13 protein-coding genes are annotated in these 20,572 nt (G+C 67.0%); 8 read left to right on the top strand and 5 right to left on the bottom strand.

Features of this window, described 5'->3' with window-relative positions; genetic code table 11:
• Positions 1-160 precede the first annotated feature (160 nt).
• The 5 genes from B9Y64_RS20155 to B9Y64_RS20135 form a co-directional block, all read right to left on the bottom strand.
• The gene (locus B9Y64_RS20155; RefSeq protein ID WP_100442162.1) at positions 161-2,383 is read right to left on the bottom strand and encodes an NADP-dependent isocitrate dehydrogenase; all 2,223 of its coding nucleotides are present in this window, start codon (positions 2,381-2,383) and stop codon (positions 161-163) included.
• A gap of 466 nt (positions 2,384-2,849) precedes the next feature.
• A complete protein-coding gene (locus tag B9Y64_RS20150) occupies positions 2,850-3,362 on the bottom strand; it encodes a hypothetical protein (protein WP_100442161.1) in 513 nt (170 codons plus the stop codon).
• Between the two features lie 45 nt (positions 3,363-3,407).
• Positions 3,408-3,701: a LysM peptidoglycan-binding domain-containing protein gene (locus tag B9Y64_RS20145; protein WP_005419771.1), complete on the bottom strand. Its 294-nt coding sequence runs from the start codon at positions 3,699-3,701 to the stop codon at positions 3,408-3,410.
• A 213-nt stretch (positions 3,702-3,914) separates the two neighbouring features.
• Complete coding sequence (gene queF, locus B9Y64_RS20140; protein WP_100442160.1) at positions 3,915-4,733, bottom strand: NADPH-dependent 7-cyano-7-deazaguanine reductase QueF; 819 nt, start codon at positions 4,731-4,733, stop codon at positions 3,915-3,917.
• A 548-nt stretch (positions 4,734-5,281) separates the two neighbouring features.
• Positions 5,282-6,601: a M20 family metallopeptidase gene (locus B9Y64_RS20135; RefSeq protein WP_100442215.1), complete on the bottom strand. Its 1,320-nt coding sequence runs from the start codon at positions 6,599-6,601 to the stop codon at positions 5,282-5,284.
• Between the two features lie 186 nt (positions 6,602-6,787).
• Between B9Y64_RS20135 and B9Y64_RS20130 the strand changes: the two genes are divergently transcribed.
• The 8 genes from B9Y64_RS20130 to B9Y64_RS20095 all read left to right on the top strand — a co-directional run bounded on the left by B9Y64_RS20130 (position 6,788) and on the right by B9Y64_RS20095 (position 20,551).
• Entirely contained in the window at positions 6,788-8,032 is a 1,245-nt protein-coding gene (locus B9Y64_RS20130; RefSeq protein ID WP_100442159.1) for an efflux RND transporter periplasmic adaptor subunit, read from the top strand.
• Between the two features lie 74 nt (positions 8,033-8,106).
• Positions 8,107-11,340, top strand: a complete 3,234-nt coding sequence (locus B9Y64_RS20125; protein WP_100442158.1) for an efflux RND transporter permease subunit — start codon at positions 8,107-8,109, stop codon at positions 11,338-11,340.
• A gap of 31 nt (positions 11,341-11,371) precedes the next feature.
• On the top strand, positions 11,372-14,494 hold the full coding sequence (locus B9Y64_RS20120; RefSeq protein ID WP_100442157.1) for an efflux RND transporter permease subunit: 3,123 nt from the start codon (positions 11,372-11,374) through the stop codon (positions 14,492-14,494).
• 96 nt (positions 14,495-14,590) lie between these two features.
• Positions 14,591-16,768 (top strand): YccS family putative transporter, encoded by a 2,178-nt coding sequence (gene yccS / locus B9Y64_RS20115; RefSeq protein WP_100442156.1) that lies wholly within the window; start codon positions 14,591-14,593, stop codon positions 16,766-16,768.
• A 169-nt stretch (positions 16,769-16,937) separates the two neighbouring features.
• A complete protein-coding gene (locus B9Y64_RS20110) occupies positions 16,938-17,732 on the top strand; it encodes an SDR family NAD(P)-dependent oxidoreductase (RefSeq protein ID WP_100442155.1) in 795 nt (264 codons plus the stop codon).
• A 95-nt stretch (positions 17,733-17,827) separates the two neighbouring features.
• Positions 17,828-19,717, top strand: coding sequence for an MFS transporter (locus tag B9Y64_RS20105; protein ID WP_100442154.1), 1,890 nt, complete (start codon positions 17,828-17,830; stop codon positions 19,715-19,717).
• Positions 19,718-19,950: 233 nt separating this feature from the next.
• Entirely contained in the window at positions 19,951-20,238 is a 288-nt protein-coding gene (locus B9Y64_RS20100) for a CD225/dispanin family protein (protein WP_005419784.1), read from the top strand.
• Positions 20,239-20,272: 34 nt separating this feature from the next.
• Complete coding sequence (locus B9Y64_RS20095) at positions 20,273-20,551, top strand: CD225/dispanin family protein (protein ID WP_100442153.1); 279 nt, start codon at positions 20,273-20,275, stop codon at positions 20,549-20,551.
• Positions 20,552-20,572: the final 21 nt, after the last annotated feature.

Here is a 20,572-nt window from a genome sequence, read left to right as displayed (position 1 = left end):
TGCCCCTTTGACGGCATTCCGACAGCCGACGGACTTCACGGTTTCACCGCTTGGGGTCAGATCCCTTTTGCCATGCAAAAGGGATCTGACCCCGCGGTCTGCAAAAAGAAACCCGCGCCGAAGCGCGGGTTTCCAGGTGTCACATCGTGGCGGCGGAAAATCAGCCGCGCAGCTGCTCCAGCGCGGCGTTGAAGGTCGCGCTCGGGCGCATCGCCTTGCTGGCCTTGGCCAGGTCCGGGCGGTAGTAGCCGCCGATGTCCACGGCCTTGCCCTGCACCGCGATCAGCTCTTCGACGATCTTCTGCTCGTTGTCGGTCAGCGCCTTGGCCAGCGGAGCGAAGCGTGCCTTCAGCGCGGCATCTTCGTCCTGTGCGGCCAGGGCCTGGGCCCAGTACAGCGCGATGTAGAAGTGGCTGCCACGGTTGTCGATGCCACCCAGCTTGCGCGACGGCGACTTGTCGTTGTCCAGGAACTGGCCGTTGGCTTCGTCCAGCGCCTTGGCCAGCACACGGGCGGCGGCGTTGTCGTAGCGGTTGCCCAGGTGTTCCAGCGACGCGGCCAGGGCCAGGAATTCACCCAGCGAATCCCAGCGCAGGTAATCCTCTTCCACGAACTGCTGCACGTGCTTCGGGGCCGAACCACCGGCACCGGTCTCGAACAGGCCGCCACCGGCCATCAGCGGCACGATCGACAGCATCTTGGCGCTGGTGCCCAGCTCCATGATCGGGAACAGGTCGGTCAGGTAGTCGCGCAGCACATTGCCGGTCACCGAGATGGTGTCCTCACCCTTGCGGATGCGGTCCAGCGAGAACGCGGTCGCCTCCACCGGCGGCAGGATGCGGATGTCCAGGCCGGTGGTGTCGTGGTTCTTCAGGTACTGCTCGACCTTGGCGATGACCTGCGCATCGTGGGCGCGGGCGGCGTCCAGCCAGAACACGGCCGGGGTGCCGCTCAGGCGGGCGCGCTCGACGGCCAGCTTGACCCAGTCCTGGATCGGCGCGTCCTTGGTCTGGCACATGCGCCAGATGTCACCCGCTTCCACGGCGTGCTCGAACACCACGGTGCCGGCATCGTCGGTGACCTTGACCACGCCATCGGCGGCGATCTGGAAGGTCTTGTCGTGCGAGCCGTACTCTTCGGCCTTCTGTGCCATCAGGCCGACGTTCGGCACCGAGCCCATGGTGGCCGGGTCGAAGGCGCCATGCGCCTTGCAGTCGTCGATGACGGCCTGGTACACGCCGGCGTAGCAGCGGTCCGGAATGACGGCCTTGGTGTCCTGCAGCTTGCCTTCGGCGTTCCACATCTTGCCGGAGTCGCGGATCATCGCCGGCATCGAGGCGTCGACGATGACATCGCTCGGCACATGCAGGTTGGTGATGCCCTTGTCGGAGTTGACCATGGCCACGCCCGGACGCTGTGCGTACTCGGCAGCCAGATCGGCCTCGATCGCAGCGCGGGTGGCCTCCGGCAGCGACGGCAGGCGCGCAGCCAGGTCACCGATGCCGTTGTTGGCATCGAAACCCGCCTGCTTGAGCACATCGGCGTGCTTGGCCAGCACGTCCTTGTAGAACTCCTGGACGGCCACGCCGAACATGATCGGGTCGGAGACCTTCATCATGGTCGCCTTCAGGTGCAGCGAGAACAGCACGCCCTGGGCCTTGGCATCGGCGATCTGCTCACCGATGAAGGCAGCCAGTGCCTTGCGGCTCATGACGGCGGCATCGACGATCTCGCCCGCCTTCACTGCGGTCTTTTCCTTCAGCACGGCAGTGCTGCCGTCGTTGCCGTGGAAAGTGATCTTCAGCGAACCGGCGTTGGCCAGGGTGGCCGACTGTTCGCTGCCATAGAAATCGCCGGCGGCCATGTGCGAAACGTGCGACTTCGAATCCGACGCCCAGGCACCCATGCGGTGCGGGTGCTTGCGCGCGTAGTTCTTCACCGACAGCGGTGCGCGGCGGTCGGAGTTGCCTTCGCGCAGCACCGGGTTCACCGCGCTGCCCTTGACCTTGTCGTAGCGCGCCTTGTAGTCGCGCTGCTGGTCGTCGGCCGGGGTTTCCGGGTAATCCGGCAGCGGATAGCCCTGGTCCTGCAGTTCCTTGATGGCCGCCTTCAGCTGCGGCACCGAGGCGGAGATGTTCGGCAGCTTGATGATGTTGGCGTCCGGGGTGGTCGCCAGCTGGCCCAGCTCGGCCAGGTCGTCGCTGACCTTCTGCGCATCGGCCAGCAGTTCCGGGAACTGCGACAGGATGCGGCCGGACAGCGAGATGTCACGGGTTTCCACCACGATGCCGGCAGTGGCGGTGTAGGCGTCGACGATCGGCAGCAGCGACTGGGTGGCCAGGAACGGTGCTTCGTCGGTCAGCGTGTAGAGGATCTTGGACATGGGGGACTTGGACTCTGTAGCAATGCTCAGGGGAAGGCCGGCGCCAGCGCCGGGCCACGTGCAACCGTGTCGCGCGCGGGGCCGGGCCCCACGCTTTCCCCCGTCGCCGTCAGGGTGGGCGCGCGGCGGGGAAACCCCTGCATTGTCGCGTTTTCAGCCGCGCGGGGCAAAGCCGTGCCATACGCGGCGGTACTGCACGGCGGCAACGGTGTGATCCATCCACGTGTATCGGATGCAGCCCTGCCCATGCATCCACGCATGGCGTGGATCTACCCGGGCATCACGCACGGATTGGCGTCGGCCATCCGCGGTAGATCCACGCCACGCGTGGATGAAGCCCGCCCCGCCCTGCATCAGTAGATCCACGCCATGCGTGGATGATGAAGCCAGCCATCGCCCAATAAAAAAGGACGCAGCCTCGCGGCTGCGTCCATCGTGAGCCCTGCCGGGAGAGAGTCGGCAGGACTTACTTGACCTCGAACTCCTGCGGCGTTCCGGCCGCCTTGCCATCGACCATGACCTCGGCGCGGTACTTGCCCGCCGGCCAGCCCTTTGCATTCTTGAACGTGACGTTGGTGGTTTCCGCGCCGCTGGTGTTCAGGGTCGCGTTCTGTTCGCCGGCCACCTGGCCGTCCTGGAAGGTCAGCTTGGCACCGACATTGACATTGTTGGCGGCGCCGTCGGTCTTGACCGAGACGATGACGTCATCCTTCGGTGCGAACAGTGCCGCCGGTGCAACCGACTTGTCGGCGGCGGCGGTCTTGCCCACGGTGACGGCAGACACGCTGACCGCAGCAGCTTCGGCCATCGGCGGCGGTGCGCCGGTCATCGGTGCCGGCGCCGCCGGCTCGGCCGGGGCGGTGGCTGCCGGTGCGGCATTGCTGTCGGTCGACTCTTCCTTCTTCTTGCAACCGACCAGGGCAACGCTGCCCAGAAGGGCGGCGATCAGGGCGGTCTGGAGCGGGGTGGTCTTGATCATTCGGGGTTCCTCCCAGGGATTGGCGGACAGCGTTCGATGGCCGGCTTACTTCGGCGGCAGCTTCAGGGTCTGGCCCGGGAAGATCTTGTCCGGGTCGTCGAGTACATCGCGGTTGGCTTCGAAGATCTTCTTCCAGGCATTGGCGTCGCCCAGATGCTGCTTGGCGATCTTCGACAGCGAGTCACCCTTCTGCACGGTGTAGGTGCCGCCGCTCACAACGTCGGCGGTACTGTCCACCGAGGCGCTGACGCCGGAGAAGTCCGCCTTCGGCACCTGCTCGGCGGTACTGTCGACACTGCCACTGACGCCGGAGAAATCGGCTTTCTTCTCGGTACTCATCCACAACTCCCGTCTGCATGACTACGTGACTCGCACGGTGCCATGGCGGTTGTTAAATGGGGATGGTGCAGATGTGAAGCCGCCCCCGGGGGCGGCTGAACAATCGGGAGGGAAGGTGTCCGGTAGTGCCGGCCGCTGGCCGGCTTGCCCTGGAGTCCGGTTCCACGCAGTTGCCGGCCAGCGGCCGGCACTACCCGTAACCGCCTGCGGCGGTTACTGCCGCAGTTCGCGGTAGGTCGCGACCGGGGTGGCGATGCCCGGGCTGGCGCGCCAGGGATTGATGTCCAGGCCCCCTCTGCGGGTGTAGCGGGCCTCCACTTCCAGCCACTGCGGCTGGCAGCGCGCAGACACCTCGCTGAAGATCCGCTCAACGCACTGCTCATGGAACTCGGCGTGCTCGCGGTAGCTGACCAGGTAGCGCAGCAGGCCGGCGCGGTCGATCTTCGGTCCGCGATAGCGCAGGCTGACCGTCGCCCAGTCCGGCTGGCCGGTAACCGGGCAGTTGGACTTCAGCAGCGCCGAGACCAGGGTCTCTTCCACCACTTCGCCCGCATCGGCCATGAGGAAGTCCGCCTGCGGCGGGCCGTAGCAGTCGATCTCCACGTCCAGCCCGTCGATGGATTCGCCGAGCGGCGTCTCACGCAGGCCCGGCAGACCGAACTCGACCTGGACCGGCGCACCGGCGCAGGCCGACAGATCCGCCACGATGCGGACGCGCAGTGCCTCGGCACTGTCGATGCGGGTGCTGTTGAGGGAGTTGAGATAGAGCTTGAACGACTTCGATTCGATCAGCCGCGGCGAGGTGCACGGCACCTGCACGGTGGCGACGGCGACCTGCGGCTTGCCACGCGGGTCGAGCCAGCTCAGCTCGAAGGCATGCCAGCGGTCATGGCCGACGAACGGCAGCGCGGCGTCATCGAGGCCGATCTCGGCGCGGGCACCGATGCGCGGGATGGGAAACAGCAGGCCGGGATCGTACTGCGACGGGTAACTGACCTCGCGACCGAGGCTGGAATCCTGTGGGGTGTTCATGGGAGTCATTGTATCGCGCGCAGGGCGGGCCTTCGGCCGGGCCGGCCAACGGCGGAGCCCCTCCGTGGTGGGTGCTGAAAGCCTGGGGACTGAGGGTTGGCCGGGAGGGTGGGTTGGCTGGGGGACGCCGTGAATCCGTCCATGGAGGCTCGGTCGCCGCATCCATGCGGCTCACGCTCCCAGCCAACCCACCCTCCCGGCCACGGACAGTTTCCCGCGTCACCACGGGAAAGATCAGGAAAATCAAAATCAGAAGCCGATCCTTCAGACGTTCATGACGTCCGCCGTGTCGACCAAGGTCGACACCCACCAAAGCAGGATGTCGTTCCGACAGCTCGCGGGAAACTGCCGAAGGCGGGGTGGGTCCGGTGGCAGAGGCGTGAGCCGCATGGATGCGGCGATCGAGCTTACATGGACGTACTTGCAGCGTCCCCTGCCACCGGATCCACCCCGCCTTCCCACGGAATGCCCGCTTTTGACGTTGACGTTGATTTAGGCGGGTGCAGGGCTGCAAGCCCTGCCGGAAATCCTCACCCTGCCGGAAACCCTCACCCCGCCGGGGTACCCGCACCGTGCAGGTAATCCAGGCTCACCTGCAGCAGCGCCCTCAACCCCACGTCCAGCGCCTTCTCATCCAGCAGGAACTTCGGCGAATGGTTCGCCGGTGCCGTCGCCGGGTCGATGCCCACGCTGGTGGAACCGACGAAGAAGAACAGGCCCGGCACTTCCTTCGCGTACAGCGAGAAATCCTCCGCGCCCATCTGCAGCGGCGGCTCGTACACGTTGTCCTTGCCCACCACCGCCTGCAGGCTCGGCAGCATCTTCGCGGTCAGTGCCGGGTCGTTCACCGTCGCCGGATTGCCTTCCGATTCGTAGATGTCGGTGACCGCCTTGGCACCGTGCGCGGCCGCCGTGTGCTCGGCCACATTGCGCAGATCGGCAAAGATCTGCTGGCGCATGCCTTCGTCGAACGTGCGGATGGTGCCGACCATCTCCACTTCATCGGGAATGATGTTGTAGCGGATGCCGCCGTTGATCGCGCCGAAGGTCAGTACCGCCGGCTGCTTGGACAGATTCACCCGGCGGCTGACGATGGTCTGTGCAGTGCCGACCAGATCAGCAGTGGCCACGATCGGATCAACACCGTTCCATGGCGCCGAACCGTGTGTCTGGCGCCCGATCACCTTGATCCCGAAACGGTCCGAGGCGGCCATCAGCGGGCCACCGCGCACGGCGATCTGCCCCACCTGCACGCTGGAGAACACATGCAGGCCGAACACCGCCTCTGGCTTGAAGTCGGCGAACAGGCCTTCCTTCAGCATGAGCGCGGCGCCACCCTCTTCCGGCGGCGGTGCGCCTTCCTCGGCCGGCTGGAAGATCAGCATCACCTGGCCCGGCAGGTCCTTCTTCATCGATACCAGTGCTTCGGCCACGCCGAGCAGGGTGGCGGTGTGCGCGTCATGGCCGCAGGCATGCATCACGCCCACGGTCTGCCCGCGGTACTGATCCGTGGCCTTGGAGGCGAACGGCAGGCCGGTCTGCTCGGTCACCGGCAACGCGTCCATGTCCGCGCGCAGCGCGATCTTCGGGCCGGGCTTGCCGCCTTCGATGATCGCCACCACGCCGTGGTGGGCGATACCGGTCTTCGGCTTCAGGCCCATCGCACGCAGGCGCTTGGCGACCTCGGCGGAGGTGCGTGCCTCGCGGTTGGACAACTCCGGGTGCTGATGGAAGTCGCGGCGCCATTCGACCACCTTGGCCTGCAGCCGCTGCGCGGCAGCGGTCACTTCCGGGCGCTGCCCGTCCTGGGCGTGGGCAAGGGCCGGCAGGGCCAGCAGCAGGGCGGACAGCAGCAGCGAACGGCGCATCGCAATCTCCATGGCAAGGGGTTCCAGCTGAATGTAGGGCAACGCCGCCGCCACGGGAACCTCCGGCGCCGGATCCGGTCTTAGCGCCCGTCCCATCCGTCATGCAGGAAACGTGATGTGGCACAGGTATGCTTTGCGCATTGCCCCCGGCGTCCCGTCCGGTCCAGCCCTCTCGGAGTCCTCGTAATGTCACGTGTTTGGAAGATCGTGCTGCTGGTCGTGGCAGTGCTGGTGCTGGCCGTGGTCGGCCTGCGCGTCATGGGCGGGGGCAAGGACAAGGCCGGGGGTGCGGCTGCGGGCGCGCGCCAGGGCGGTGAGGACCCCAATGCCGGCCCGGTGCCGGTGACCGTGGTGGATGCCACGCGCCAGGACGTGCCGGTGTATGCCAGCGCGCTGGGCACGGTGACCGCGATGAACACCGTGACCGTCAGCCCGCAGGTCGGTGGCCAGCTGATGAGCCTGAATTTCCGCGAAGGCCAGGAAGTGAAGCAGGGTGATGTGCTGGCGGTGATCGATCCGCGCACGGCCCAGGCCAGCTATGACCAGGCCGCTGCGGCCAAGCGCCAGAACGAAGCCCTGCTGGCCACCGCGCGCTCCAACTTCCAGCGCTCGAACGCCCCGGAGTATCGCCAGTACGTCGCCAAGACCGATCTGGATACACAACGAAACCAAGTGGCACAGTACGAAAGCGCCGTGGCCGCCAACGAGGCCAGCATGCGCTCGGCACAGGTGCAGCTGCAGTACACCAAGGTCACCGCACCGATTTCCGGCATCGCCGGCATCCGTGCGGTCGACGCCGGCAACGTGGTCAACGCGGGTACCGCACTGGTCACGCTGACCCAGATCCATCCGATCCATGTGCTGTTCAACCTGCCCGAGCGCCAGCTCGGCGACGTGCGCCAGGCGCAGGCCGCCGGCACGGTGCCGGTGGCCGCGCTGGACCGCGCCGATTCGCACGTGCTGTCCGGCGACGGCAAGCTCGACGTGGTCGACAACCTGATCAGTGCAGACAGCGGCACGTTCAAGGCGCGCGCCCTGTTCGACAACACCGACAACGGCCTGTGGCCGGGCCAGTTCGTCAACGTGCGCATGCAGCTGCGCACCATTGCCGGCGGCGTGGTCATCCCCACCCAGGCGGTGCTGCGTGGCCCGGACGGCGAGTACGTCTACATCGTGCAGGGCGACAACACGGTAAAGATGCAGACCGTGCGCAGCGGTGTGGAAGTCGGCGACAGCCAGGTGCAGATCGCCGAAGGCCTGAAGGGCGGCGAGCGGGTGGTCAGTGAAGGCCAGTTCCGCCTGAAGCCAGGCAGCAAGGTCACCGCGCTGAAGCCGGGCGAGACCCCTGCCGCACCAACCGAGGCCGAACTGAAGGCGGCCGAACAGAAGAACGCGGGCGGCGGTGGCCGTCGCGGTGGTGGCCCGCGCTGAGCGCAGGCCACTGATCTCCCTCGCGCCGGCGAACCTGCCGGCGCCGACATTGAAGTGCCAGCAAGGATCAGTCCGTGGGCTTTTCGACGATCTTCATCCGCCGCCCGATCGCCACCTCGCTGTTGATGGCGGGCCTGTTGCTGCTGGGCATCCTCGGTTACCGCAAGCTGCCGGTGTCGGCGCTGCCGGAAATCGATGCGCCCAGCCTGGTGGTCACCACCCAGTATCCCGGTGCCAACGCCACCACCATGGCCTCGCTGGTCACCACCCCGCTGGAGCGCCAGTTCGGGCAGATCTCCGGGCTGGAGCTGATGACCTCCGACTCGTCGGCCGGGTTGTCCACGATCATCCTGCAGTTCTCGATGGACCGCGACATCGACATCGCCGCCCAGGACGTGCAGGCGGCGATCCGCCAGGCCACCCTGCCCTCGTCGCTGCCCTACCAGCCGGTCTACAACCGGGTGAACCCGGCTGACGCGGCCATCGTCACCCTGAAGCTGACCTCTGACACGCGCCCGCTGCGCGACGTCAACAATTACGCCGACTCCATCCTGGCCCAGCGCCTGTCGCAGGTGCAGGGCGTCGGCCTGGTTTCGATTGCCGGCAACGTGCGCCCGGCCGTGCGCATCCAGGTCAATCCGGCGCAGCTGTCGAACATGGGCCTGACCCTGGAACAGCTGCGCAGCTCACTGACCCAGGCCAACGTCAATGCGCCGAAGGGTTCGTTGAACGGCAAGACGCAGTCCTACAGCATCGGCACCAACGACCAGCTGGCCAGCGCCGCCGAGTACCGCGACACCATCATCAGCTACAAGAACGGCCGCCCGGTGCGGCTGTCGGACGTGGCCAAGGTGATCGATGGCGTGGAGAACGACCAGCTGGCCGCCTGGGCCGATGGCAAGCCGGCGGTGCTGCTGGAAGTACGGCGCCAGCCCGGTGCCAACATCGTGCAGACCGTCGAGCGCATCCGCGCGATCCTGCCGCAGCTGCAGGGCGTGCTGCCGGCCGACGTGCACCTGGAAATCTTCAACGACCGCACCGAGACGATCCGCGCCTCGGTGCATGAAGTGCAGTTCACCTTGATCCTCACCATCGGCCTGGTGGTGGCGGTGATCCTCGTGTTCCTGCGCCGGTTGTGGGCCACGATCATCCCGTCGGTGGCGGTGCCGTTGTCTCTGGCCGGCACCTTCGCGGTGATGGCCTTCGCCGGCATGTCGCTGGACAACCTTTCGCTGATGGCGCTGGTGGTGGCCACCGGCTTCGTGGTCGACGATGCGATCGTGATGATCGAGAACATCGTGCGCTACATCGAGCAGGGCAAGAGTGGCAAGGAAGCGGCCGAGATCGGTGCGCGCCAGATCGGCTTCACCGTGCTGTCGCTGACCGTCTCGCTGGTGGCGGTGTTCCTGCCGCTGCTGCTGATGCCCGGCGTCACCGGCCGCCTGTTCCATGAATTCGCCTGGGTACTGAGCATCGCCGTGGTGCTGTCGATGCTGATATCGCTGACGCTCACCCCGATGATGTGCGCCTACCTGCTCAAGCCAGATGCCCTGCCCGAGGGCGAGGACGCGCATGAGCGCGCGGCGGCGGCCGGCAAGCAGAACCTGTGGACGCGCACCGTCGGGCTGTACGAGCACAGCCTGGACTGGGTGCTGGGCCACCAGCGCCTGACCCTGGCCGTGGCCGGCGGCGCACTGGTGCTGACCGTGCTGCTGTATGTGCTGATTCCCAAGGGCCTGCTGCCCGAGCAGGACACCGGCCTGATCACCGGTGTGGTGCAGGCCGACCAGAACATTGCCTTCCCGCAGATGGAGCAGCGCACCAAGCAGGTCGCCGAAGCGCTGCGGCACGACCCGGATGTGACCGGCGTGTCGGCGTTCATCGGTGCCGGCAGCATGAACCCCACGCTCAACCAGGGCCAGCTGTCGATCGTGCTGAAGGAGCGCAGCCAGCGCGATGGCCTGGACGAGATCCTGCCACGCCTGCAGAAGGCGGTGGCCGGCATTCCGGGCGTGGCGCTGTACCTGAAGCCGGTGCAGGACGTGACCCTGGATACCCGCGTTGCCGCCACCGAGTACCAGTACTCGCTGTCGGACGTGGATTCGGCGACGGTGGCGACCCAGGCCACGCGCCTGACCGAAGCGCTGCGCAAGCGCCCGGAACTGGCCGACGTCGACAACAACCTGTCCAACCAGGGCCGCGCCCTGGAGCTGAACATCGACCGCGACAAGGCCAGCGTGCTGGGCGTGCCGATGCAGACCATCGACGACACGCTCTACGATGCCTTCGGCCAGCGCCAGATCTCGACCATCTTCACCGAGCTCAACCAGTATCGCGTGGTGCTGGAAGTGGCGCCGGAGTTCCGCACCAGCACGGCGCTGATGGAACAGCTGGCTGTCGCTTCCAACGGTGCCGGCGCACTGACCGGCACCAACGCCACCAGCTTCGGCCAGGTCACCTCGTCGAACTCATCGACCGCCACCGGCATCGGTGCGCAGAACACTGGCATCACTGTCGGCGCCGGCAACATCATTCCGCTGTCGGCGTTGGCCGAGGGCAAGGTCAGCAGTGCGCCGCTGGTGGTCAGCCACCAGCAGCAGCTGCCGGCGGTGACGGTCTCGTTCAACGTGGCACCGGGCTATTCGCTGTCCGAAGCCGTGCGTGCGATCCAGGAGACCAAGGACAGCCTGGACATGCCCACCCACCTGCATGCCGAGTTCATCGGCAAGGCCGCCGAGTTCACCGGCAGCCAGACCGACGTGGTGTGGCTGCTGCTGGCTTCGCTGGTGGTGATCTACATCGTGCTGGGCGTGCTGTACGAGAGCTACATCCACCCGATCACGATCATCTCCACGCTGCCGCCGGCCGGTGTCGGCGCACTGCTGGCGCTGATGCTGTGCGGCCTGAGCCTGTCGGTGGACGGCATCGTCGGCATCGTGCTGCTGATCGGCATCGTCAAGAAGAACGGCATCATGATGGTCGACTTCGCGATCGAGGCGCGCCGCGCGGGTGCCAACGCGCATGAGGCGATCCGCCGTGCCTGCCTGCTGCGCTTCCGCCCGATCATGATGACCACTGCCGCAGCGATGCTCGGCGCGCTGCCGCTGGCGCTGGGCACCGGCATCGGCTCGGAGCTGCGCCGCCCGCTGGGCATCGCCATCGTCGGTGGCCTGCTGCTGTCGCAGCTGGTGACCCTGTACACCACGCCGGTGATCTACCTGTACATGGAACGCTTCTCCGAGTGGCTGGCGCACCGCCGCGAACAGCGAGCGCTGCGCAACGGTTCGCTGCAGGAGCCGCAGGCATGATCCACGCCCCGCTGCTGCGGGGGGCCGCACGATGAATCTGTCCGGCCCCTTCATCCGCCGCCCGATCGGCACCGCGCTGCTGGCCATCGGCCTGTTCATGGTCGGCCTGATCTGCTATCTGCGCCTGGGCGTGTCGGCGCTGCCGAACATCGAGATCCCGGTGATCTTCGTGCATGCCAGCCAGTCCGGTGCCGATGCAGCGACCATGGCCTCCACGGTCACCGCACCGCTGGAACGCCATCTGGGCCAGCTGCCGGGCATCGACCGCATGCGCTCGTCGAGCTCGGAAGGCAGCTCGCTGGTGTTCATGATCTTCCAGAGCGGCCACAACATCGATTCGGCGGCACTCGACGTACAGACGGCGATCAACTCGGCACAGGCCGACCTGCCCTCGGGCATGGGCTCGCCGATGTACCAGAAGGCGAACCCGAACGACGACCCGGTGATCGCCATCGCGCTGACCTCGCAGACGCAGTCGGCCGATGAGCTGTACAACGTCGCCGATTCGCTGCTGGCGCAGCGCATCCGCCAGATCAGCGGCGTCGCCTCGGTCGACATCGCCGGCGCTTCGACACCGGCGGTGCGCGTGGACGTGAACCTGCGCCTGATGAACGCGCTGGGCCTGACCGCCGATGACCTGCGCAATGCCGTGCGCGCAGCCAACGTGACCTCGCCCACCGGCTTCCTCAGCGATGGCAACACCACCACCGCGATCATCGCCAACGACTCGGTCGCGCGCGCCGCCGACTTCGCCGAGCTGGTGGTCAAGACCCAGGGCGACGGCCGGGTCATCCGCCTGAAGGACATCGCCAACGTCTACGACGGCCAGCAGGACGCCTACCAGGCGGCGTGGTTCGACCACAAACCGGCGGTGGTGATGTACGTGTTCACCCGTGCCGGCGCCAACATCGTGGAGACCGTGGACCGGGTCAAGGCGCAGATCCCGACCCTGCGCGACTACCTGCAGCCCGGCACCACGATGACGCCGTACTTCGACCGTACGCCGACCATCCGCTCGTCGCTGCATGAAGTGCAGATCACGCTGCTGATCAGCCTGGCGATGGTGGTGCTGACCATGGCGCTGTTCCTGCGCCGATTGGCACCAACGCTGATCGCCGCGGTGACCGTACCGCTGTCGCTGGCCGGTGCCGCGCTGGTGATGTACGTGATGGGCTTCACCCTGAACAACCTGAGCCTGCTGGCGCTGGTGATCGCGATCGGCTTCGTGGTCGACGATGCGATCGTGGTGATCGAAAACATCATGCGCCACCTCGACGAGGGCATGCCGCGCATGCAGGCGGCGCTGACCGGCGCGCGCGAGATCGGCTTCACCATCGTCTCGATCACCGCCTCGCTGGTGGCGGTGTTCATCCCGCTGCTGTTCGCCAGCGGCATGATGGGCGCGTTCTTCCGCGAGTTCACCGTCACCCTGGTGGCGGCCATCGTGGTCTCGATGATCGTCTCGCTGACGCTGACTCCGGCACTGTGCAGCCGCTTCCTCAGTGCACACGACCACAGCGCGCCACCGTCGCGCTTCGGCCGTTGGCTGGATGCGGGCCACGAGCGCATGCTGCGCCTCTACACCGTGTTCCTCGACTTCTCGCTGCGCCACGCACTGCTGATGTCGCTGACCCCGCTGATCCTGATCGGCGTCACCGTGTTCCTGTTCGGCGCGGTGAAGAAGGGCGCGTTCCCGCCGCAGGACACCGGCCTGATCTGGGGCCGGGCCAATTCCAGCGCCACGGTGTCCTTCGAGGACATGGTCGCCCGCCAGCGCCGCATCACCGACATGCTGATGGCCGACCCGGCGGTCAAGACCGTGGGTGTGCGCCTGGGCAGCGGTCGCCAGGGCTCCAGCGCACAGTTCAACATCGAGTTGAAGTCGCGCAGCGACGGCCGCCGCGAAACCACCGCACATGCATTGGCGCGCCTCAGTGCCAAGGCCGACCGCTACCCGGACCTGCAGCTGCGCCTGCGCGCGATCCAGGACCTGCCCAGCAACGACGGCGGCGGTTCCAGCCAGGGCGCGCAGTACCGCATTTCCCTGCAGGGCAACGACCTGGCCGCCTTGCAGGAATGGCTGCCCAAGCTGCAGGCGGAGCTGAAGAAGAACCCCAAGCTGCGTGACGTCGGTACCGACGTGGACAATGCCGGCCTGCGCCAGAACATCCAGATCGACCGTGCCAAGGCCGCGCGCCTGGGCATCACGGTAGGTGCCATCGACGGCGCGCTGTACGGTGCCTTCGGCCAGCGCCAGATCTCCACCATCTACTCGGACATCAACCAGTACAGCGTGGTGGTCAACGCGCTGCCCTCGCAGACCGCCACCCCGGCGGCGCTGGATGAGGTGTACGTGCGTGCGCGCAACGGCGACATGGTGCCGATCACCGCGGTGGCCACCCAGATGCCGGGCCTGGCACCGTCGCAGATCACCCACGAAAACCAGTACACGACGATGGACCTCAGCTACAACCTGGCTCCCAACGTGAGCATGGGTGAGGCCAAGGCGATCATCGACGCCACCGTGGCCGGCATGCGCATGCCCGGCGACATCCGCCTGGCTGACGATGCGGGGTTCGGCTTCAACTCCGACCCCAGCGACATGCTGATCCTGGTGCTGGCGGCGATCCTGACCGTATACCTGGTGCTGGGCATGCTCTACGAGAGCCTGATCCACCCGGTCACCATCCTGTCCACGCTGCCGGCGGCCGGCGTCGGTGCCCTGCTGGCGCTGTTTGGTACCAATACCGAGCTGTCGGTGATCTCGATGATCGCGCTGGTACTGCTGATCGGCATCGTCAAGAAGAACGCGATCATGATGATCGACTTCGCGCTGGTGGCGCAGCGCGAGCATGGGCTGGCGCCGCGCGACGCCGCACGCGAGGCCAGCATCGTGCGCTTCCGCCCGATCATGATGACCACGATGGTAGCGATCCTGGCGGCTGTGCCGCTGGCGATCGGCCTGGGGGAAGGGTCCGAGCTGCGCCGCCCGCTGGGCATCGCGATGATCGGCGGCCTGCTGTTCTCGCAGAGCCTGACCCTGCTCAGCACGCCAGCGCTGTACGTGATCTTCTCCTGCCTGGCCGAGCGCTGGCGCGCACGTCGCGCACGCAGGCGCGAGGCGAAGCTGCTCAAGCGCGCGCAGCGGGCATAGCAAGGCATATCCGGTGGCTGCGGACCGCTGGTCCGCACGCCCCCTATTTCACGCGCAGCCCGCAATAATGGTCGGAGATCCCTCCACCGAGCCTGCATGCCCGCCCGCCAGTCCCGCCTCAGTCGCCTCTGGGCCCACGAGAAGGCCAGCTATGGCCTGCGCGTGTTCATCGCGCTGGCCTCGGCAGTTGCCGTGTGCTGGCAGTTTGATGCACTGACCGCCCTGCCGGGCGTGTTCCTCGGCATCATCGCCAGCGCCATCGCAGAAACCGACGACAACTGGTGGGGCCGGACCAAGGCCGTGGTGCTGTCACTGCTGTGCTTCTGCATTGCTGCGGCCTCGGTGATCTGGCTGTTCCCGTGGCCGTGGATCTTCATTGGCGCGCTGGCGCTGTCCACCTTCGGGCTGACCCTGCTGGGCGCGCTCGGCGAGCGCTACGCCTCCATTGCCCAGGCGACGGTGACGCTGGCGATCTACACCATGATCGGCCTGGAGCAGCACGGTGCCAGCGACCTGCACAGCGCGCTGGAAGCGGTCAGCCACCTGCTGGCCGGTGCCGTCTGGTACGGCCTGCTGTCGATCCTGTGGACCGCACTGTTCGCCAACCGGCCGGTGCGCGAACGCGTAGCACGGTTGTACCAGGAGCTGGGCCGCTACCTGCAGCTGAAGGCCGCGCTGTTCGAGCCGGTGCGCGAAGCCGACCTGCAACGTCGCCAGCTCGATCTTGCCGAACAGAACCGCCGCGTGGTCGGCGCGCTGAACGAAGCCAAGACGGCGATCCTGGCCCGCTTCGGCCGTTCCGGCCGGCCCGGCGTGAACTCCGGCCTGTACCTGCGCCTGTACTACATGGCACAGGATTTCCACGAGCGTGCCAGCTCCTCGCACTACCCGTACGGTGCACTGGTGGACGCGTTCTTCCACAGCGACGTGCTGTACCGCTGCCAGCGCCTGCTCGACCTGCAGGGCCAGGCCTGCGCCCGCCTGGGCGAAGCGATCCGCCTGCGCCGTCCGTTCGTGTACGGCGAAAGCAACCAGCAGGCCGGGCGCGACCTCGCCGATGCGCTGGCCTACCTGCGCGACCAGCAGCGCCCGCAGTGGCAGCGCCTGCTGGGCTCGCTGGACCTGCTGGTGCACAACCTGCGCAGCATCGAGCGCCGGCTGCTCGACGCCGAACGTTCCGAAGCCAGCCTGGACAACGTCGATACCCGCCTGCGCGACAGCAACCCGCACACCCTGCGCGAGATGGGCGTGCGCGTCCGCCAGCAGCTCACGCCCGGTTCGGTGCTGTTCCGCCACGGCCTGCGCATGGCGCTGGCGCTGATCGCCGGCTTTGCAGCGATCCGCCTGTTCAATGCGCAGAACGGTTCCTGGGTGCTGCTGACCATCGTGTTCGTGTGCCGGCCCAACTTCGGCGCGACCCGCCAGCGCCTGGCCCAGCGCATCGTCGGCACCCTGGCCGGCCTGGTCCTGACCTGGGCGCTGCTGCAGCTGTTCCCGCAGCTGCACGTGCAGCTGCTGATCGCCCTGCTGTCGGCATTGCTGTTCTTCTTCACCCGCACCGACCGCTACCTGGTGGCGTCGGCCGCGATCACCGTGATGGCCCTGACCTGCTTCAACCTGATCGGCGATGGCTTCGTGCTGATCGTGCCGCGCATGGTCGATACGGTGCTGGGCTGTGCGATCGCAGCGGCGGCAGCATTCCTGATCCTGCCCGACTGGCAGGGCCGCCAGCTGCATCTTGTACTGGCACGCGTGCTGGACACCGCTGCGCGCTACCTGGATTCGGTGCTGGGCCAGTACCGCAGCGGCATGCGCGACGACCTCGCCTACCGCATCGCCCGCCGCGACATGCACAACGCCGATGCAGCGCTGTCCACCGCGCTGTCGAACATGCTGCGTGAACCTGGCCATGTGCGCCGCAACCTGGATGCCGGCTTCCACTTCCTGGCGCTGTCCAACACGCTGCTCGGCCATCTGTCGGCGTTGGGCGCGCATCGCGACCAGGTGGACAGCTATGCCGGCGATCCGCTGGCATTGGCGGCCGGCGAGCGCGTGCGCAAGGCACTGCAGCAGCTGGCCTCGGCCCTGACCGCACGGCAACCGGTCGCGGAAGATGACAATGACGCCGACCGCGCGGTGGCCGCAGAGCTGGAGCAGATCGACGAGGCGATGCCGCCGAAACTGCAGCTGATCCGCACACAGATGGCGCTGGTGCTGCGGATGCTGCCGAAGGTGCGGGCGGCGGCCAATCAGGCGGTGCTGGGCTTGACCTGACAGCGGCAGCGCCGGGCCATGCCCGGCGAGCGCGGCGCACGCCCGCGGTGATGCACCGCCGGCTGATGTCCGACGCTACCGTCGACGCAACATCCTGTTGCATCCAGCGCTGCATCCCGATCACACGACCGCACAGATACTGGCCAATCCCCCGCCCCGGATTCCCCGCATGAAGATCGAACTCGCCGGCCGCACCGCGCTGGTGACCGCGTCCACCGCCGGCATCGGCCTGGCCATCGCCCAAGGCCTGGCCACCGCAGGCGCGCGCGTCGTCCTCAATGGCCGCAGCACCGACAGCGTCGAGCGCGCCCGCCAGCACCTGCTCGTCACCGTTCCGGGGGCCGACGTGCTCGGCGTCGCCGCCGATCTCTCTGATGCGGCCGGTGTCGATACGCTGCTGGCCGGCCTGCCCAAGGTCGACATCCTGGTCAACAACGCCGGCATCTTCGGCCCACAGGACTTCTTTGAAACCGATGACGCCACCTGGGAGCGCTACTGGCAGACCAACGTGATGTCCGGCGTGCGCCTGTCGCGTGCGCTGCTGCCGGCGATGGTCGATGCCGGCTGGGGCCGTGTGCTGTTCATCTCTTCCGAGTCGGCGCGCAACATTCCGGCCGACATGATCCATTACGGGGTCAGCAAGACCGCGCAGCTGTCATTGTCGCGAGGCCTGGCCAAGCGCGTGGCCGGCAGCGGTGTCACCGTCAACGCGGTGCTGCCCGGCCCGACCCTCTCCGATGGTTTCGCGGCGATGTTCGAGGATGAACGCCAGCGCAGCGGCAAGCCGCTGGAGCAGATCGGCCGCGAGTTCGTGATGTCGCAGCGGCCGTCCTCGGTCATCCAGCGCACCGCCACGGTCGAGGAAGTGGCGAACATGGTGGTGTACCTGGCCTCGCCGCAGGCTTCGGCGACCTCCGGTGCAGCGCTTCGCGTGGATGGCGGCGTGGTCGACGATATCGTCTGAGGCCGCTGGGGTGTGCGGACCAACGGTCCGCACCCTCGATTGGCCCCCACCACAGGTGGGCAGGAATGCTAGGCTGCGCCGGTCAAGGAGGCTCCATGTCCGGTCACAACCAGTTCGCCCTGCTGCGCCAGCGCCGTTTCCTGCCGTTCTTCGTGGTACAGGCACTCGGCGCGTTCAACGATAACGTGTACCGGCAGGCGATCATCAGCATGTTGCTGTTCATGGCCGTGCCGGAGGAAGAACTGGGGCTGTACGCCACGCTGGCGCCGGCCATCTTCATCCTGCCGTACTTCCTGTTCTCGGCACTGGCCGGGCAGATCGCCGACAAACTGGAAAAATCGCGGCTGATCGTGATCACCACCACCATGGAGATCGTGATCATGTCGCTGGCGGCCACCGGCTTCCTCACCCAGAGCCTGCCGGTGCTGCTGGTCGCGCTGTTCTGTACCGGCATGCAGTCGACCCTGTTCGGCCCGGTGAAGTATTCGGTGCTGCCGTCGGTGCTCAGGCCCGAGGAACTGACCGGCGGCAACGGCCTGGTCGAGATGGGCACCTCGATGTCGATCCTCTCCGGCATGATCGTCGGCGGCCTGGTGTTCACCGTGGCCGGCAGCCACGGCACGGTGGTGGCGGCGTGCGCGATCATCGCCCTGGCGGTCTGCGGCAACATCGCCGCACGCATGATTCCCAAGGTCGATGCCGGTGATCCGACCCTGAAGATCAACTGGAATCCGTTGCCGGAGTCGCTGGCGGTGCTGCGCATGGCGCGCCAGCAGAAGGCGGTGCGCAACTCGATCCTGGGCGTGTCCTGGTTCTGGTTCGTCGGCACCGTGCTGACCTCGCAGCTCCCGGCCTACGCGGTGACCAACCTGGGGGGCGAGCCAACCCTGTACATCTTTGCGCTGGCCCTGTTCTCGGTCGGCACCGGCGTCGGCTCGCTGCTGTGCGAGAAGCTGTCGGCGCGCACGGTGGAAATCGGCCTGGTGCCGCTGGGCGCGTTCGGCATGACCGCGTTCCTGCTCGACCTGTACTTCGCCCGCAGCGGCGAAGCGACGGCGCACGGGCTGGCCATCGGGCCGTTCCTGCAGCAGCCCGGCAGCATCCGCATCGTCATCGACCTGATCGGCATCGGCCTGTTTACCGGCATCTTCGTGGTGCCACTGTTCGCGCTGATCCAGAGCCGCACGCCGAAGGCGCAGATGTCGCGCGTGTTCGCCGCACTGAACATCCAGAACTCGGGCTTCATCGTCGCGGCGGCGCTGCTGTCGCTGGCCGCGCACAAGCTGCTGCACTGGACCATTCCGCAGCAGTTCCTGGCGCTGGCCATCGCCAACGCGCTGGTGGCGATCTACATCTTCACCATCGTCCCCGAATTCCTGATGCGCTTCCTCAGCTGGCTGATGGTGCGCACCCTGTACCGGCTGCGCCCGCACGGCATCGAGGCCAACGTGCCGGACGAAGGCGCCGCACTGCTGGTCTGCAACCACGTCAGCTACATGGACGCATTGATCCTGTCGGCGACCATTCCACGCCCGGTGCGCTTCGTCATGTACTACAAGATCTTCAACATCCCGGTGATGCGCTGGATCTTCCGGACCGCCAAGGCGATCCCGATTGCCGGGGCGCGCGAAGACCCGGCGCTGATGCAGCGCGCGTTCGATGAAATCGACGCCGCGTTGGCCGAAGGCGAACTGGTCTGCATCTTCCCGGAGGGTGCGCTGACCCGCGATGGGCAGATGGCGCCGTTCAAATCCGGCGTCGAGAAGATCCTCGAGCGGCGGCCGGTGCCGGTAGTGCCAATGGCGCTGCGCGGCATGTGGTCGAGCATGTGGAGCCGCCGCGACAGCCGCCTTGGCCGCATGCGCGTGCCGCGCCGTTTCCGCGCCACGGTCGAGGTGGTGGCGGCGCCGGCCGTGGATGGCCACACCACCAGCGCCCCGGTGCTGGAGGCGCAGGTGCGGGCGCTGCGTGGCGATCACGCCTGATCGGCCCCACGGCCGGCGGTAACCGTTCCGGGCGACAGCCCCCAACACCCCCACGAAGGGCGGCCTCTGTTTCACGACAGAGGCCCGTCTGATAGCGCCCAGTCAATGACCATAAGCGCCACCATCTGACTGTAAACGCATACATGCAACGCAGGTTGAGGTAGATTACGCACCCACAGGGGGGAGGTTCGGCCGTTTCATCGTGGCCGGCCACCAAGGAATGGAGTCTCGTTTTGAATCAACCGCCACCGCTCAGCCGTCCGGTCTACATCCCCAACCATCTGGTCTGGGCGATCCTGACGACGCTGTTCTGCTGCCTGCCATTGGGCGTGGTGTCGATCGTCTATGCCTCCCAGGTCGATGGCCGCCGCGCGGCCGGCGACCTGCCGGGGGCCTACAGCGCGTCGCGCAAGGCGGGCTGGTGGGCGGTGGCTTCGGCCGTGGCCCTGCCGGTCCTGTTGCTGTTGTGGTTCGGGCTGTTCGGCGGCTTGGCCGTACTGGGCGCTCTTTCCGACCAATGATTCACCACCATCACCCATCAAGGAGCTTGAACCCATGAACACCACCACTCCGCAGGTCCCGAACAATCTGGTCTGGGCCATCCTGAGCACCCTGTTCTGCTGCCTGCCGGCCGGCATCGTGTCGATCGTCTACGCCGCCCAGGTCAACGGCAAGCTGGCCGCTGGCGACATCGCCGGTGCCCAGGAATCCTCGGCCAAGGCCAAGAAGTGGGCCATCTGGTCGGCCATCGCCGCCGTCGTGGTCGGCGTGCTGTACGGCATCCTGATCGTCGCTCTCGGCGGCATGGGTGCAATGAGCAACGGCGGCTACTGAGCCGCGTGGACGGATCCGGCG

The organism is Stenotrophomonas maltophilia, from assembly GCF_002799245.1.
In the GTDB taxonomy this organism is placed as follows: domain Bacteria; phylum Pseudomonadota; class Gammaproteobacteria; order Xanthomonadales; family Xanthomonadaceae; genus Stenotrophomonas; species Stenotrophomonas maltophilia_S.
The sequence above is the reverse complement of the archived record's forward strand: the minus strand, read 5'-3'. Positions and strand labels throughout refer to the sequence as shown.